The organism is Streptomyces sp. NPDC088733 (genome assembly GCF_044751185.1).
In the GTDB taxonomy this organism is placed as follows: Bacteria; Actinomycetota; Actinomycetes; order Streptomycetales; family Streptomycetaceae; genus Actinacidiphila.
Window position 1 is genome coordinate 139420 of the sequence record NZ_JBIVLH010000012.1, and the last position, 14103, is coordinate 153522.

Consider the following 14103-nt stretch of genomic DNA (forward strand, 5'->3'; position numbering starts at 1 on the left):
CGGCATGGTGTTTGCATGCCAGATTTGACGTACGCCACGACCAACTCCCGTCGGCTTCGCCACCATTGGCATCGCGGCACCGTCGGGCTCGCCGTGCTCCTCGTCGCGGTCGCGACGGCCGACCTCATCGCCGGACTCGCCGGACTCACCCGGCACGCAGCCGGCGGCGCCGTTCTGCTGGACACCCCGGCCGCCGCCCTGATCGCCACGGCCGGCCTCCACACGTGGCGGGCACGGCGCCGCGGCCACTCACCCCCACCGGCCGGCGGCACCGCCGCCACCGGGACGGCGGAGCCGGGGGAAAGCTCCGCCGCCGACCCCGCCCGGGATCCCGACCCCGCCCGCAGCGCCGGGACGGCCCTGTGGCGGATGCGCACCACCGTGCGCGACAGGCCCGGCAGCCTCGCCGCCGTGGCCACGGCACTGGCCGCCCGGGACGTGGACATCCTCACCCTCCAGACGCACCCGCTGACCGACGGGACCGTCGACGAGTTCCTGCTGCGCGCCCCCGCGGAACTGCCCGCCGGGGAACTGACCCGCACCGCGGACACCGCCGGCGGCCGCGACACCTGGATCGAGCGCGCCGACGCCCACGACCTCGTCGACACCCCGACCCGGATGCTGACCCTCGCCACCCGCACCGCGATGGACGCCGCCGAACTTCCGTTGTCCCTGCGCCAGTTGCTCGGCCGCTGCACCATCAGGTCCACCCCGTCCGGCCGGCCCGGCGGCGACATCGCCGAGGACGCGCTGGAGGAGACCGTCATGCGGCTGCGCGACCCCGCCGGAGGGACGATCACCGTGGAACGCGCCTGCCTGCCCTTCACCCCGACCGAGTTCGCCCGCGCCCGCGCGCTGGTCGAACTGGACGACCGGCTGGGTGCCCGGGTCCCCGGGCACCGGGCCGTCCTGACCCTGCCCGAGGGCAACGAGATCACCGTCCGCCGGGCCGGCCCCGAGGACCTCGCGGCCGCCCGGGACCTGCACCGGCGCTGCTCACCGGCCACGCTGGCGCACCGCTACCACGGTCCGGTCGCCGACGTGGACCGCTACCTCACCCACCTGCTCGGCCCGCGGTTCGGCCGGACCCTCGCCGTGGAGACGGTCTCCGGCCGCGTCGTCGCCCTCGCCCACCTGCTGTGGGACGGCGACGAGACCGAGGTCGCGCTGCTCGTCGAGGACGCCTGGCAGCGCCGCGGCATCGGGCTGGAACTGCTGCGCCGGCTGGTCGCGCAGGCCGTCGAGGCCGGGTGCGAGAGCGTGTACGCGGTGACCCGGTCGACCAACACCGGGATGATCGCGGCGATGCGCCGTCTGGACCTGCCGCTGGACTACCAGGTCGAGGACGGCACCCTGGTCATCACCGCGACGCTGTCACCGGCCGAGGCGAGCGCTCCGCTGCGCTGAGCGCCCGGTCCAGGTCGTCCCACAGGTCCTCGGCGTCCTCCAGCCCGACCGACAGCCGCAGCAGCCGGTCGCTGACGCCGGCACCGTGCCGGTCGTCCTCGTCCACGATGCGGTGGCTGATCGAGGCCGGGTGCTGGATCAGGGTGTCGACGGCGCCGAGGCTGACCGCCGGGGTGATCAACCGGACCCCCGCGATCACCTCGTGCGGGTCACCGGTCACCTCGAAGGCCACCATGGCGCCGCCGATCCGCGGGTAGTGCACTCGCGCCACCCGCGGGTCCGCGGCCAGCCGCGCCACCAGCGCGGCCGCCGTGGCCGACGCGGCCCGTACCCGGACCGGCAGCGTCGACAGCCCGCGCAGCAGCAGGTACCCGGCGAGCGGGTGGAGCACGCCGCCGGTCGCGAAGCGCACCTTGCGGAGCACGCGGGCGAACTCCTCGTCGCAGGCGACGACCCCGCCCAGGACGTCGCCGTGGCCACCGAGGTACTTGGTGGCGCTGTGCAGCACGATCCGGGCACCGCTCTCCAGCGGGCGCTGCAGGACGGGGGTGGCGAAGGTGTTGTCGACGAGCAGCGGCACCGTGCCGCAGGAGTGGGCGACCGCCCGCAGGTCGACCTCGGCCAGGGTCGGGTTGGCCGGGGTCTCCACGATCACCAGGCCGGTGTCGGGCCGGACGGCGTCGGCGATGCCGGCGGGGTCGGTCCAGGTGACCTCGGTGCCCAGCAGCCCGCCCGTCAGCAGGTGGTCGCTGCACCCGTACAGCGGGCGCACGGCCACCACGTGGCGCAGGCCCATGGCGGCCCGGGCCAGCAGGGTGGCGGTCAGCGCCGCCATGCCGCTGGCGAAGGCGACACCGGCCTCGGCGCCCTCCAGCCGGGCCAGCGCCGTCTCAAAGCGGGCGACCGTCGGGTTGTCGAGACGCGAGTAGACGGGCGGCCCCTGAAGGGCGGCGCCCGTGGCGGCGAAGTCGTCCAGCCGGGCGGCCTCGGCGCGGCTGTCCCGGGAGGGGTAGGTGGTGGACAGGTCCAGAGGGACGGCGTGCAGGCCGAGATCGGTGAGGTCCTCGCGGCCCGCGTGCACGGCCTCGGTGGCGAGGGCACGGGAACGGGATGAGTGCGCGGCTGTCGTGTCCATGGCCCGATGCTGAACAGCTGCCGCCCCGTAGTGGTGATGGCCCGTGTAAATTTCAGCCGGTGTCCGATTCTGTGCTTCTGGATCCGGTCGACCTCGAGATCCTGCGTCTCCTGCAGAACGATGCCCGGACGACCTACCGGGACCTCGCCGCCGCCTGCGGGGTCGCGCCGTCCACCTGTCTCGACCGGGTCAACCGGCTGCGACGCACCGGGGTGATCCTCGGCCACGAGCTGCGCGTCGACCCCGCCCGGCTCGGACGGCCCCTGGAGGCGCTGCTGTCGGTCCAGGTCCGGCCGCACCGCCGGGAGCTGATCGGCCCGTTCGTGGACCGGGTGCGGGCACTGCCCGAGTCGCGCGCGCTCTTCCACCTCACCGGCCCGGACGACTACCTCGTGCACGTCGCCGTCGCGAGCACCGGTGATCTTCAGCGCCTGGTCGTCGACGAGTTCACCTCCCGGCCCGAAGTGGCCCGCGTGGAGACCCGGTTGATCTTCCAGCACTGGGACTGCGGACCACTGCTCCCGCCCGCGTCAGCAATATGATCCGCAATGGTGATGACGCGGCCCGGCGCTCCGTACCAGGATGTTGCCCATGTCCGACACCACCAGCAGCGCACTGCCCCGCGCGGTAGCCGACGCCTACGTCGACGCAGCCACCGAACTCGACCCCATCACCGCCACGTACCTGGGCGTCCGGACCGGGCAGGACCGGCTCCCCGACTTCTCACCGGCAGGTCTGGAGGCCCAGGCGGACCTCGCCCGGCGCACCCTGGCCGCCCTCGACTCCGCCGAGGTGCCGGACGACGACGAGCGCCGCTGCGCACGTCTGCTGCGCGAACGGCTCACCGCCGAACTCGCCGTCCACGAGGCGGGCGAGGGCCTGCGCGCCGTCAGCAACCTGCACTCCCCCGTGCACGCCGTCCGCAACGTCTTCACGCTGATGCCCACGCAGACCGACGAGGACTGGGCCGCCGTCGCCGCCCGCCTGCGCGCGGTGCCGGAGGCCCTGGCGGGCTACCAGGCCTCCTTGGAGGCGGGCCTGGAACTCAAGCTGCCGGCGGGCCCGCGGCAGGTCGCCACCGTCGTCGTGCAGCTCGGCGAGTGGCTGGACGACGAGGCGGGCAGCTGGTTCACCCAGTTCGTCAAGGACGGCCCGCAGGCGCTGCGCACCGACCTGGACGCGGGCGCCGCCATGGCGACCGGTGCCGTGGCCGCGCTGCGCGACTGGCTGCGCGACTCCTACGCCGCGTCGGTCGAGGGCACCTCCGACGCGGTCGGCCGGGAGCGCTACGCCACCTGGGCGCGCTACTGGACCGGCTCCGACCTCGACCTGGACGAGGCATACGCCTGGGGCTGGGAGGAGTTCCGCCGTATCGAGGCGGAGATGCGCGACGAGGCCGAGAAGGTCCTGCCCGGGTCCACCCCGATGGAGGCGCTCGCCCACCTCGACGAGCACGGCGAGGCGATCGAGGGCGTCGACGCGGTGCGCGACTGGCTCCAGGCCCTCATGGACGAGGCCATGAACGCGCTTGACGGCACGCACTTCGACCTCGCCGAGCCGGTCAGGCACGTCGAGTCCCGCATCGCCCCGCCCGGCAGCGCCGCCGCCCCGTACTACACGGCGCCCTCGCTCGACTTCTCCCGGCCGGGCCGCACCTGGCTGCCGACGCTGGGCCGCGAGCGCTTCCCGGTCTGGGACCTGGTCAGCACCTGGTACCACGAGGGCGTCCCCGGCCACCACCTCCAGCTCGCCCAGTGGGCCTACGTCGCCGACCGGCTCTCCCGCTACCAGGCCACCATCGGCCAGGTCAGCGCCAACGCCGAGGGCTGGGCCCTGTACGCCGAGCGCCTGATGGACGAACTCGGCTTCCTCACCGACCCGGGCCGGCGCCTCGGCTACCTCAACGCCCAGATGCTGCGCGCCACCCGTGTGATCCTCGACATCGGCATGCACCTGGAACTGCGCATCCCGGACGACAGCCCGTACCGGCCCGGCGAGACGTGGACCCCGGAGCTGGGCCGCGACTTCTTCGGTGCGTACAACGGGCTCAGCGCCGCCATGCTCGACAGCGAGATCATCCGCTACCTCGGCATGCCCGGCCAGGCCATCGGCTACAAGCTCGGCGAGCGCTCCTGGCTCGCGGGCCGGGAGGCCGCCCGCGCCGCCCACGGCGACGCCTTCGACGCCAAGGCCTGGCACATGGCCGCCCTGTCCCAGGGCTCCCTGGGCCTGGACGACCTCGTCGACGAGCTGTCCCGGCTCTGACCGTGCCCGTCCGGCGGCGGTCCGCACCGCCGCCGGACGGCGGGACGCGGGCGGTGTGGCGCGTTCCGTCGAGTGACTGTCCGGTAACGCCCTGTTGACGAGGCACGGGGCGGATAGGCTGCACCTATGGGGGTGTTGCTCGACTTCTGTACGGGTCCACCGGTCCGTCCGTGCCGTGACGCGACCGGGGTGGCACGGACGGACATCGCCCGGGTGCCCGGGGTCCGCGGGACCGGCCGGCCGCCCGGCCGGCGCGGGCGCCACGAGCCTTCCCGCTCGTGCGCCCCCGGTCCCCACCGCCCACGCCGCCCGCGCCGCCTCAGCGGCACCCCCGGTCCCCGAAGGAACGGTGCCACCCGATGATCCCGCACGCCTGCCACGACGAGGGCCGCCTGGTGCTCACCCACGGCCGGATCGTCCTGCGCGAACAGCTCCCCCCGGAGGCGGCCCGGCTCGCCGACGGCAAACCGGCCGGGCTGTCGTGGATCGACGGCGGGCCCGGCGAGGGCACCGTCCTCGCCGCGGGAATGATCACGATCGCGGCCGCGGCCGGGGTGTACGCGCCGGGATGGGGGCTGTTCGTGATCCAGCGGTCGGAGGACGGCCTCGCCCTCGGCGGCATAGGCTTCCACGGCCCGCCCTCCGTCGACGACCGGGTCGTCGAGATCGGCTACGACCTCTCGGAGTCGGCACGCGGCGCCGGCTGGGCCACCGACGCCGTCCGCGTCCTCTCGCACTGGGCGCTGACCCGCGCCGAGGTGCGCACGGTGCTCGCCACGACCGACCCGGCGAACCGGCTCTCGCAACGGGTCCTGGAACGCGCCGGGTTCGGGCGGGTCGCGGACCGCGACGCACAACGAGCCTACGAACTGCGGCTGCGCGCCGCCTGAGAAGTCGGCACGCGGCGCCGACCGGGCCACCGACGCCGTCCGCGTCCCCTCGCACCGGGCACTCACCCGCGCCGACGCGCGCACGGTGCTCGCCACGACCGCCCCGGCGAACCGGCTCTCGCAACGGGTCCTGGAACGCGCCGGGTTCGGGCGCGTCGCCTGACCGGCAGCTAAATCCGTGTCGCCCGGCGGTGCGCCGGGGCATCATCGACCCTCGTGAACACCTCGGCCCGCACCCTCTTCCTCTCGCCGCGCACCACAGCCACCGGCCGCGCGCTGGCGACCGCCGCGCACCGGCGCGGCATTCCCGCGCACACCCTGCGGGAGTGGCGCGTGCCGGCCGAGCTGTCGACCGCGCCCGGCCCGTCCCTGTACGCCGGGCCGCTGTTCGCCGACGCGGTCGCGGGCGACCAGGGACTGTCGCTGGCCCTGCTGGAGGCGGACGCCGACTGGCTGGCCCGCCTACCCCTGGAGCTGACGCAACGTCATATCGAGTTCACCACCCTGGCGGAGGCCCGCGGACTGCGGCGGCCGGCCTTCGTCAAGCCGCCCAACGACAAGAGCTTCCCGGCCCGCGTGTACCGGGACGGCAGCGGACTGCCGGGGCCGGACGCGGTGGACGACGACGCGCCGGTGCTGGTCAGCGACATCGTCGCCTTTGACGTGGAGTACCGGCTCTTCCTGTGCGACGGGCAGGTGCTGACGGGCAGCCGGTACGCGACGGGCGGCGAGCTGGACGTGGCACCGCTGGACGCCGACCCCGCGCGGGGCGGAGTCCTGGACTTCGCCGCGCGGCTGTTCGCACCCGGGGTGCCCGCACTGCCCTCCGCCGTCGTGGTCGACGTCGGTCGTGTTGCCGGGAACTGGGCCGTGGTCGAGGCCAACGCGGCCTGGGCGAGCGGGCACTACGCCTGCGACGAAGATGCCGTGCTCGACGTGGTGCTGCGCGCCGCGGCCCCGGCGCAGGGGCCCGGGATGGCGGGCGACGCCCGCTTCCGACGGCCCGTCGCCACCGTCGTGCGCTGAACACCGGGCCGTCGGCCCGGGGGTACCGGCCCCTCCCGCGTACCCGGCGCGGTAAGTGCAGGCCCCGCCCTGTTCGCCGCGGGGTCGGTGCCGCGCCGGGGTACTCCCCCTCCCGGCCGGTTGGGGGGGGCCAGATAGGCACGTGCGATGACCCCGGACCACCTCTTCCGTAGGCCCGTCGCCTCCGTTGTCCGCTGAACGTCTGGCCGTCGGCCCGGACGTACCGGCCAGGCTCGACGGCGAGGCCCGGCACCGCCACCCAGCCGGGCGGCGGGCCGGGACAGCCCCGCATCTCGCACGGCGTGTTCATGGCCCCCGGTGAGGCTCGCGCCGAGCGTCAGCAGCCGCAGTCGCCGGCCGCGACGGGAGCCGCGAGCGGGTCGGCGGGCTGCCGTTCGCTGCCCGCGGCCGTCTCGTAGGCGAGGCCCTCGCGGATCCAGTACTCCATGCCGCCGAGCATCTCCTTGACCCGGTAGCCGAGCCCGGCCAGTGCGAGGGCGGCGCGCGTGGCGCCGTTGCAGCCGGGGCCCCAGCAGTGGACGACGACGGGGACGGCGGGGTCGAGGAGGGCGGGCGCCTCGTGCGGGATCCGCGCGGTCGGCAGGTGGACCGCGCCGGGGATGTGCCCCTGCTCCCAGGCCTCGGCGGAGCGGGAGTCGACCAGCACGAAGCCGGGGTCGCCGCCGGCGGCCAGCGCGCCGGCGACATCGGCGACATCGGTGTGGAAGGCCAGGCTCGCCGCGAAGTGGGCCGCGGCGTCGGCGGGCGCGGCGGGCGGCACCCGCAGCACGGGGTTGTCGGTGGTGGTGCCGGCGGCGGGCACGGAAGGCGCGGAGGTCGATGTCATGAGCAGGAATCTACGGTCGGCGGCCGGCACCCGGAAGGCACGTTCCCCGGCCTCACGGTTGCCCGGCCGGGGAATCCCCTGCTAGACACGGCCCATGACCGTGGAATCCCTTGACGCCACCGATTGGCGCATTCTGGACGCGCTCCAGCACGACGGCCGGGCCAGCTACGCCGAACTCGCGCGGGCGGTCGCGATGTCCGCCAGCGCCGTGACCGAGCGCGTGCGCCGACTGGAGGAGGCCGGGGTGATCACCGGGTACTCCGCGGTGGTCGACCTCGACCGGATCGGCCGCCCGATCCTCGCGTTCGTCCGGCTGCGCTATCCGCACGGCAACTACAAGCCGTTCCACGACCTGCTGGCCTCGACGCCCGAGATCCTGGAGGCGCACCACGTCACGGGCGACGACTGCTTCATCCTGAAGGTCACCGCCCGTTCGATGCGTCACCTGGAGGAGATCACCGGCCGTGTCTCCGGGCTCGGTTCGGTGACGACGAACGTCGTCTACTCCTCACCGCTCGCCCGCCGCGCGGTGGCGCAGTGATGAACCGCGCTGCCCCTTGACGACCTGGAGCTGCGCCGGGATGCGCTGCCGCAGGTCCGCGACATGGCTGACGATGCCGACCGCGCGGTCCCGCTCGCGCAGCCCGTCGAGCACGTCCAGGACCTCGTCGAGGGTCTGCTCGTCGAGGCTGCCGAACCCCTCGTCGATGAAGAGGGTGTCCAGCCGGGCCCCGCCCGCCTCGTCGGTCACCACATCGGCGAGGCCGAGGGCCAGGGCGAGGGAGGCGAAGAAGGTCTCGCCGCCGGACAGGGTGGCGGTGTCGCGTTCGGTGCCCGTCCAGGAGTCCACGGCCATCAGGCCGAGGCCCGACTTGACGCCGCGTGAGGCGCGGGCGTCGGTGTGCACGAGGGTGTACCGGCCGGAGGACATCCGCTGCAGGCGCACGCTCGCGGCGGCCGCCACCTGTTCGAGGCGGGCCGCCAGCACATAGGTCTCCAGCTCCATCCGCAGCGTGTTCTCGCCCGCCCCGGTCGCCAGGTCGGCCAGGCGGCGCAGCCGTGCGTACTCGGCGCGGGCGGGCGCCAGTTCACGGGTACGGGACAGCGCCTCGGCGCCGAGGCGGCCGAGGGCGTCGCAGGTCGTACGGGCCGCGTCCTGACGGGCCGCGGCACCGCGCAGCCCGCCGGTGGCGTCCTCGACGGCGCGCCGGGCGCCCTCGGGGTCGGCGGGCGGCAGGGCGGCCGCCTCCGCGACGTCCAGCGCGGTGAGTTCCGCGGTGACGGCCGTCTCCTCACGGCGGCGCTCCTCCACGCGCTGCCGCAGCCGCTGCACCTCGGCCGGGTGCAGGAGCGCCGCGGCGGCGGCCTCGGGGGTCTCGAACCCGGCCCGGTAGGCGGCGTCGGCGAGGCCCGCGTCGGCCTCCTTGAGCGCGCGGGCGGTCTCCTGCTCGGCACGGGCGGCCCCGGCCGCGGCGGTGATCCGTTCGGCCTGCGCAGCGAGAGCGGCACGGCGTTCGGCGACGGTGGCGCATTCGCCCCGGGCCCGCTCCAGTTGTCCGGTCAGCGCCGCGTGCTCCTGGTCCAGCACCTCGCGGCGGGAGACGACGGAGGCGACCCGGCTCTCGGCCTCGTGCCGCAGCCGGGTACGCCGGGTGTGCTCCGCGACGGCCCGGTCGAGGGCCTGCCGGGCCTCGGGCAGCGTCGCGGCCTCGGCGGACGCCTCGCGGAAGGCGCGCTCCAGTTCCGCGTGGGAGGCCGCGAGTTCGGCCTCGGGCGTCCGTCCCGCCTCGGCGACGGCGGCGTCGCGGGCCGCCGTGACGCGCGCGACGTGCGCCTGGGCGTTCTCGCGGGCGGCGGCGGCGTCCTGGTGGGCGGCCTGGGCGGCCTCCTCCTCGGCGCGGCCGACCTGCCGGTCCGAGGGCGTGGCCGGGTGCGGGTGCTCGGTCGCCCCGCAGACCAGGCAGCCCTGGCCGTCGCGGAGCCGGGTGGCGAGTTCGGCGGCGATGCCGTTGATCCGGGCCTCGCGGACGTCCTGCCAGTGGTCGCGAGCGTCGGCGGCGGAGTCCCGGGCGGCCCGGAGCCGTTCCTCGGCGTCCCGCAACTCCCTCTCCCGCAGGTCGCGTTCACGGGCGGCCGCGAGCTTGCGGCGGGAGGACTCCAGGGTGCCCGCGAGCTCTGCGGCACGGGTGGTGGCGGACTGGGCCGTGTCGATCCGGCGCTCGTGGCCGGGACGGGCCCCCTCCCACTCCTCCAGCCAGGCGCCGGTGTCGGCGATCAACTGCTCGTCGGCATCCGTCTCCCGCTCCAGCCGGGCGCGCTCGGCGGCGAGTTCGGCCGCACGCTGCTCGGCGCGGACGGCCTCGGCCAGGCTCCCCAACTCCTCGCGCAGGCCGTTCCCGTACGCGGTGAGCTGCTCGGCACCGGCACCTGCGAGCGCCCCGGGGAGGGCCGCGCGGGCGGCACGCTCCTCCTCGGCGGCGCGCCGGTGCCGGGCGGCGGCGCGGTCCCGCAGTTCCAGCGCGGGACCGACGCCCTCGGCCCGCCGCGCGGTCTCCAGGAGCGCCTCCTCGCGGTCCCGGAGTTCGCTCTGCCCGGCCAGTACCCCGGCGCGGCGGGACGCCGCGGCGTGCCGCCGCTGGAGGGCGTGGAGTTCGTGCACGGCCTCGGCGGCGCGCTGGGCCCGCGCGTGCCGCGTCTCGGCCGCGGTGGTGGCGAGGTCGGCGACGGCGGCCCGCTCGTGGGCCGCCGCCCGCAGGACCGCCGCCCACTGAAGGACGTGCGGGGCGAAATCCGGATGCCCCGCGTCGGCGCCCTCGGGCAGCCATGCCTCCAGGCGTTCCGCCCCCTCGCCGGCGGCCTGCTGCATCCCGTGGGCGAGCCGCAGCAGCTCGTCGTCGCCCGCCCGCACCCGCGCCTGGGCGGCGTTGCGCCGGGCCTTGAGCCATTCCTCGGCCGCCTTGAAGCGCCGGGTGTCGAAGAGCTTCCCGAGCAGCGCGGCGCGGTCGGTGGCGGTGGCCCGCAGGAAGGTCGCGAACTCGCCCTGCGGCAGCAGCACGACCTGGCAGAACTGCTCGCGGCTCATGCCGATCAGCCGCAGCAGTTCCTCCCCCGCCTCCTGGTGCGACTTGCTGAGTGCGCGCCACTGCCCAGCCGACTGCTCGCGCAGCAGCGTGACCGCCTTCTCCATGGTGAAACCGCTGCCGCGCTTCTTCGGGCGCGGCTGCTCGGGGCGGCGGGTGATCTCCAGCCGCCGGCCGCCGACGGTGAGGTCCAGCACGACCTCCGTCGGCGTGTCGGGACCGGCGTGGTCGCTGCGCAGGCGGTTGCCGGGCCGGCTGCCCGGGACCCCTCCGTACAGGGCGTAGCAGACGCCGTCCAGCACGGAGGTCTTGCCGGCGCCGGTCGCGCCGTGCAGCAGGAACAGCCCCGCCGAGGACAGCTCGTCGAAATCGACGGTGTGGCTGCCGGCGAAGGGGCCGAAGGCGGTGAGGGTCAGGCGGTGCAGGCGCATCAGTCGGTCTCCGCGCGGGCGGCGTCGGTGCGGACCGCGTCCAGGGCGTCGCGCAGGACGGCCCGTTCCGCGGTGTCGGGGGCGGTGCCGCGCACATGGGCCACGAAGTCCTCGGCGATCTGGCGGTCGCTGCGGCCGCGCAGGCGCTCGGCGTACGAGGCGAGCGGGTCCTCGTCCGCGCGCTCGGGCTCGAAGGCGAGCGCGAGCGCGTGCGGGAAACGCTCGCGCAGCCGGGCCATGGCGTCGTGCGGACGGAACGCGTCGGTCAGGGTGATCTCCACCCAGGCGTCCTCGTGGCGTGCGAGGGCGGGGTCGTCGAGCAGGTCGTCGATGCGGCCGCGGATCCGGGCGAGCCGCCGGGGCACCGGGCAGTCGACCCGCTCCGCGGCCACGGAGCCGTCGGGGCCGAGGTCCACCAGCCACATGCTCTTGCGGTGGTCGGCCTCGGAGAAGGAGTACGCCAGCGGGGAGCCGGAGTAGCGCACCCGCTCGGTGATCGTCTGCGCACCGTGGAGGTGGCCGAGGGCGACGTAGTCGACGCCGTCGAAGACCCCGGCGGGCACGGCGGCGACACCGCCGACGGTGATGTCGCGCTCGCTGTCGCTGGGCGCACCGCCCGCGACGAAGGCGTGCGCCAGGACCACGGAGCGGGTGCCGGCGGGGCGCTCGGCGAGATCGGCGCGCACGCGCGCCATGGCGGCCGACAGCACCTCGGTGTGCCCGGCGCGCTCGACGGCGAACTCCTCGCGCACCAGGGCGGGTTCGAGGTAAGGCAGCCCGTAGAGCGCGACCGGTCCGTGCGCGTCGGCGAGGACGACGGGGGTGGCGCACCCGGCCGGGTCGGTGCGCAGGTGGATGCCCGCGCGGTCGATGAGTCCGGAGGCGACGCCGAGCCGGCGGCCCGAGTCGTGGTTGCCGGAGATCATCACCGTCGGCACCCCGAGGCCGGCGAGCCGGTGCAGGGTGCGGTCGAAGAGCTCGACGGCGGGCAGCGACGGCAGCGCCCGGTCGTACACGTCGCCCGCGACGAGGACGGCGTCGACGCCCTCCGCGCGCACGGTGGCCACGAGGTGGTCGACGAAAGCCGCCTGGGCGTCCAGCAGTCCGACCCGGTGGAACGACCGCCCCAGGTGCCAGTCGGAGGTGTGCAGCAGCCTCATCGCGGCTCTCCCGCCCGCATGTCCCGCTCCTCCGGCTCTCGTTCCGTGTGCTCGGTGTGCAACGTGCTCCGCAGGGGACCCGGTGTCCCCACCCTTCCCATGCGCTTCGGAGATCAGGCTATCCGCCACCTGTGACAACGCGTCCTGGGAGTCCGAATCCGGGCAAGGTCGGTCAAGAGGCGTCCCCGGACGTGGGTGGCGCCCGTACGATGACCGCCATGACGGCGAGCGACTCCGGCAGACCCCCCGCCCCCCTTGTCGACGGCCGGTTCGAGCTGCTGGAACGCCTCGGCGGCGGGGGCATGGGCCTGGTGTGGCGGGCCCGGGACACCGCGCTGCACCGCGAGGTCGCGCTGAAGGAAGTCCGGCTGCCGGACCCGGACTTGGGGGAGACCGACCCCGGGGCGGCGGCGAAACTGCGGGAGCGCGTGCTGCGCGAGGCCCGCGCGCTGGCCCGGGTGCACCACCCCAACGTCGTTACGATCCACCACATCGTGGACACAGCGGACCTTCCACACCCGTGGCTGGTCATGGAACTGGTCACCGGCGGCACCTTCCAGGACGTGATCGCACGGGGCCCGCTGGCGCCGCACGAGGCGGCCCGTATCGGGCGCGGCGTCCTCGCCGGGCTGTGCGCCGCCCACGCGGCCGGGGTCCAGCACCGCGACGTGAAGCCGGCGAACGTGCTGCTGCGGCCCGACGGCACCCCGGTGCTCACGGACTTCGGCATCGCCACGCTCGGCGACGCCTCGCGGCTGACCACCACCGGCGGCCTCATCGGCTCGCCCGAGTACATCGCCCCCGAACGGATCCGCGGCAAGGAGGGCGACCCCGCGTCCGATCTGTGGTCGCTCGGCATGATGCTGTACGTCGCGGTGGAGGGCGCCCATCCGCTGCGCCGCGAGACCAGCATCGCCACGCTCGTCGCGATCCTCGACGAGCCCCTCCCGCCGGCGGCGCGTTCCGGGCCCCTCGCCCCGGTGCTGGACGCACTCCTCGTACGCGACCCGGGCGCGCGGCCCGACGCGGAAAGCCTCGACCGGATGCTCGCGGAGGCCGGGCGCGCCGGGACCTCCGGGCCGCAGGACCCGGTTCCGGCCCCGGTTCACCCGGCGCCCTCCGACGCCGTACCGGCCGGCTTCGGACCCGTGCCCGCGGCTTACGGGCCGCCGCCGACGCGCGACCACCGGACCACGGGCACCCCGCCTGTCCGCCCTTCCCGCCGCCGCGGCCGGGCCGTCGCCGGCGCCTGCGCCGTCGCGGCGGTCGCCCTCGCGGGCGTCCTGCTCTGGAACCTCCTGCCGGGCCTGAACGACGCCGGCGCGCACACCTCAGGGACGCCCCGCGGCACCAGCTCGTCGGACGCCGCCGGGACGCTGCTCAGCGTCTCGGGGGCCCGCTCGATGGCCGGCGTCGTCCGGGGGGTCTCGGGCGGTACCAAGGTGCTGAGGCTCACCCTGTACCCGGACTTCGCGACCTTCGACGCCCCCACGAAGTCCGACAAGACCATCTACGACGGCTCCCTCTACCGCGACGGCAAGGCGGGCCCCTGGGGGGCCGGCGGCACCATCGACCCCGACGACGCCCTGATCGACCTCGACTCCGTCAACTGGGACGCACTGCCCGCCCTGATGAAGCGGGCCGAGAGGGACTGCGGAGTGGCGCACCCGCAGTACCTGTACCTGATCGTCGAATCGGGCCTCATCGACCACGAGCGCTACATGTCCTTCTACCGAACGGGCGACCACAGCCGCACGTGCTACATCCAGGCCACGCTCCAGGGCAAGGTCACCCGCGTCATGAAGGCCTGACGCAGCCCGGACGGCGGTACGACGGCGTGGGGAGGTGCCCCGCGGCACGGC

General features: G+C 75.2%; 11 protein-coding genes. 7 read left to right on the plus strand and 4 right to left on the minus strand.

Features of this window, described 5'->3' with window-relative positions:
- The first annotated feature begins 15 nt into the window (after positions 1 to 15).
- Positions 16 to 1407, plus strand: coding sequence for a GNAT family N-acetyltransferase (locus ACIP64_RS23190; RefSeq protein ID WP_401589837.1), 1392 nt, complete (start codon positions 16 to 18; stop codon positions 1405 to 1407).
- On the opposite strand, the gene ACIP64_RS23195 is transcribed toward ACIP64_RS23190, so the two are convergent.
- The gene (locus tag ACIP64_RS23195) at positions 1361 to 2542 is read right to left on the minus strand and encodes a trans-sulfuration enzyme family protein (RefSeq protein ID WP_401589840.1); all 1182 of its coding nucleotides are present in this window, start codon (positions 2540 to 2542) and stop codon (positions 1361 to 1363) included. The two genes, ACIP64_RS23190 and ACIP64_RS23195, sit on opposite strands and share 47 nt — an antisense overlap.
- 59 nt (positions 2543 to 2601) lie before the next feature.
- On the opposite strand from ACIP64_RS23195, the gene ACIP64_RS23200 reads away from it, so the two are divergent.
- The 4 genes from ACIP64_RS23200 (at position 2602) to ACIP64_RS23215 (ending at position 6723) form a co-directional block, all read left to right on the plus strand.
- Positions 2602 to 3084, plus strand: coding sequence for an Lrp/AsnC family transcriptional regulator (locus ACIP64_RS23200; protein ID WP_401589843.1), 483 nt, complete (start codon positions 2602 to 2604; stop codon positions 3082 to 3084).
- Positions 3085 to 3133: 49 nt separating this feature from the next.
- Positions 3134 to 4807 (plus strand): DUF885 domain-containing protein, encoded by a 1674-nt coding sequence (locus tag ACIP64_RS23205; RefSeq protein WP_401589846.1) that lies wholly within the window; start codon positions 3134 to 3136, stop codon positions 4805 to 4807.
- 359 nt (positions 4808 to 5166) lie between these two features.
- Positions 5167 to 5697, plus strand: a complete 531-nt coding sequence (locus ACIP64_RS23210; protein WP_360913800.1) for a GNAT family N-acetyltransferase — start codon at positions 5167 to 5169, stop codon at positions 5695 to 5697.
- Between the two features lie 216 nt (positions 5698 to 5913).
- Positions 5914 to 6723, plus strand: coding sequence for an ATP-grasp domain-containing protein (locus ACIP64_RS23215; RefSeq protein ID WP_401589849.1), 810 nt, complete (start codon positions 5914 to 5916; stop codon positions 6721 to 6723).
- Between the two features lie 337 nt (positions 6724 to 7060).
- On the opposite strand, the gene ACIP64_RS23220 is transcribed toward ACIP64_RS23215, so the two are convergent.
- Positions 7061 to 7570, minus strand: coding sequence for a rhodanese-like domain-containing protein (locus ACIP64_RS23220; RefSeq protein ID WP_401589851.1), 510 nt, complete (start codon positions 7568 to 7570; stop codon positions 7061 to 7063).
- 94 nt (positions 7571 to 7664) lie between these two features.
- On the opposite strand from ACIP64_RS23220, the gene ACIP64_RS23225 reads away from it, so the two are divergent.
- Entirely contained in the window at positions 7665 to 8111 is a 447-nt protein-coding gene (locus ACIP64_RS23225; RefSeq protein WP_401589854.1) for an Lrp/AsnC family transcriptional regulator, read from the plus strand.
- Here the strand turns inward: ACIP64_RS23225 and ACIP64_RS23230 are convergent.
- Both ACIP64_RS23230 and ACIP64_RS23235 read right to left on the minus strand, forming a co-directional pair.
- The gene (locus ACIP64_RS23230) at positions 8079 to 11081 is read right to left on the minus strand and encodes an AAA family ATPase (protein ID WP_401589857.1); all 3003 of its coding nucleotides are present in this window, start codon (positions 11079 to 11081) and stop codon (positions 8079 to 8081) included. The two genes, ACIP64_RS23225 and ACIP64_RS23230, sit on opposite strands and share 33 nt — an antisense overlap.
- Positions 11081 to 12241: an exonuclease SbcCD subunit D gene (locus tag ACIP64_RS23235; protein WP_401589860.1), complete on the minus strand. Its 1161-nt coding sequence runs from the start codon at positions 12239 to 12241 to the stop codon at positions 11081 to 11083. The genes ACIP64_RS23230 and ACIP64_RS23235 overlap by 1 nt, the downstream gene beginning before the upstream one ends.
- A 218-nt stretch (positions 12242 to 12459) precedes the next feature.
- On the opposite strand from ACIP64_RS23235, the gene ACIP64_RS23240 reads away from it, so the two are divergent.
- On the plus strand, positions 12460 to 14052 hold the full coding sequence (locus ACIP64_RS23240) for a serine/threonine-protein kinase (protein WP_401589863.1): 1593 nt from the start codon (positions 12460 to 12462) through the stop codon (positions 14050 to 14052).
- The last annotated feature ends 51 nt before the right edge of the window (positions 14053 to 14103 follow it).

What these genes read in the sequence shown, in the direction of transcription:
- ACIP64_RS23235 (WP_401589860.1), bottom strand. Translation starts at nt 12,241, where the DNA reads ATGAGGCTGCTGCACACCTCCGACTGGCACCTGGGGCGGTCGTTCCAC.
- ACIP64_RS23220 (WP_401589851.1), bottom strand. Translation starts at nt 7,570, where the DNA reads ATGACATCGACCTCCGCGCCTTCCGTGCCCGCCGCCGGCACCACCACC.
- ACIP64_RS23195 (WP_401589840.1), bottom strand. Translation starts at nt 2,542, where the DNA reads ATGGACACGACAGCCGCGCACTCATCCCGTTCCCGTGCCCTCGCCACC.
- ACIP64_RS23210 (WP_360913800.1), top strand. Translation starts at nt 5,167, where the DNA reads ATGATCCCGCACGCCTGCCACGACGAGGGCCGCCTGGTGCTCACCCAC.
- ACIP64_RS23230 (WP_401589857.1), bottom strand. Translation starts at nt 11,081, where the DNA reads ATGCGCCTGCACCGCCTGACCCTCACCGCCTTCGGCCCCTTCGCCGGC.
- ACIP64_RS23240 (WP_401589863.1), top strand. Translation starts at nt 12,460, where the DNA reads ATGACGGCGAGCGACTCCGGCAGACCCCCCGCCCCCCTTGTCGACGGC.
- ACIP64_RS23205 (WP_401589846.1), top strand. Translation starts at nt 3,134, where the DNA reads ATGTCCGACACCACCAGCAGCGCACTGCCCCGCGCGGTAGCCGACGCC.
- ACIP64_RS23190 (WP_401589837.1), top strand. Translation starts at nt 16, where the DNA reads ATGCCAGATTTGACGTACGCCACGACCAACTCCCGTCGGCTTCGCCAC.
- ACIP64_RS23225 (WP_401589854.1), top strand. Translation starts at nt 7,665, where the DNA reads ATGACCGTGGAATCCCTTGACGCCACCGATTGGCGCATTCTGGACGCG.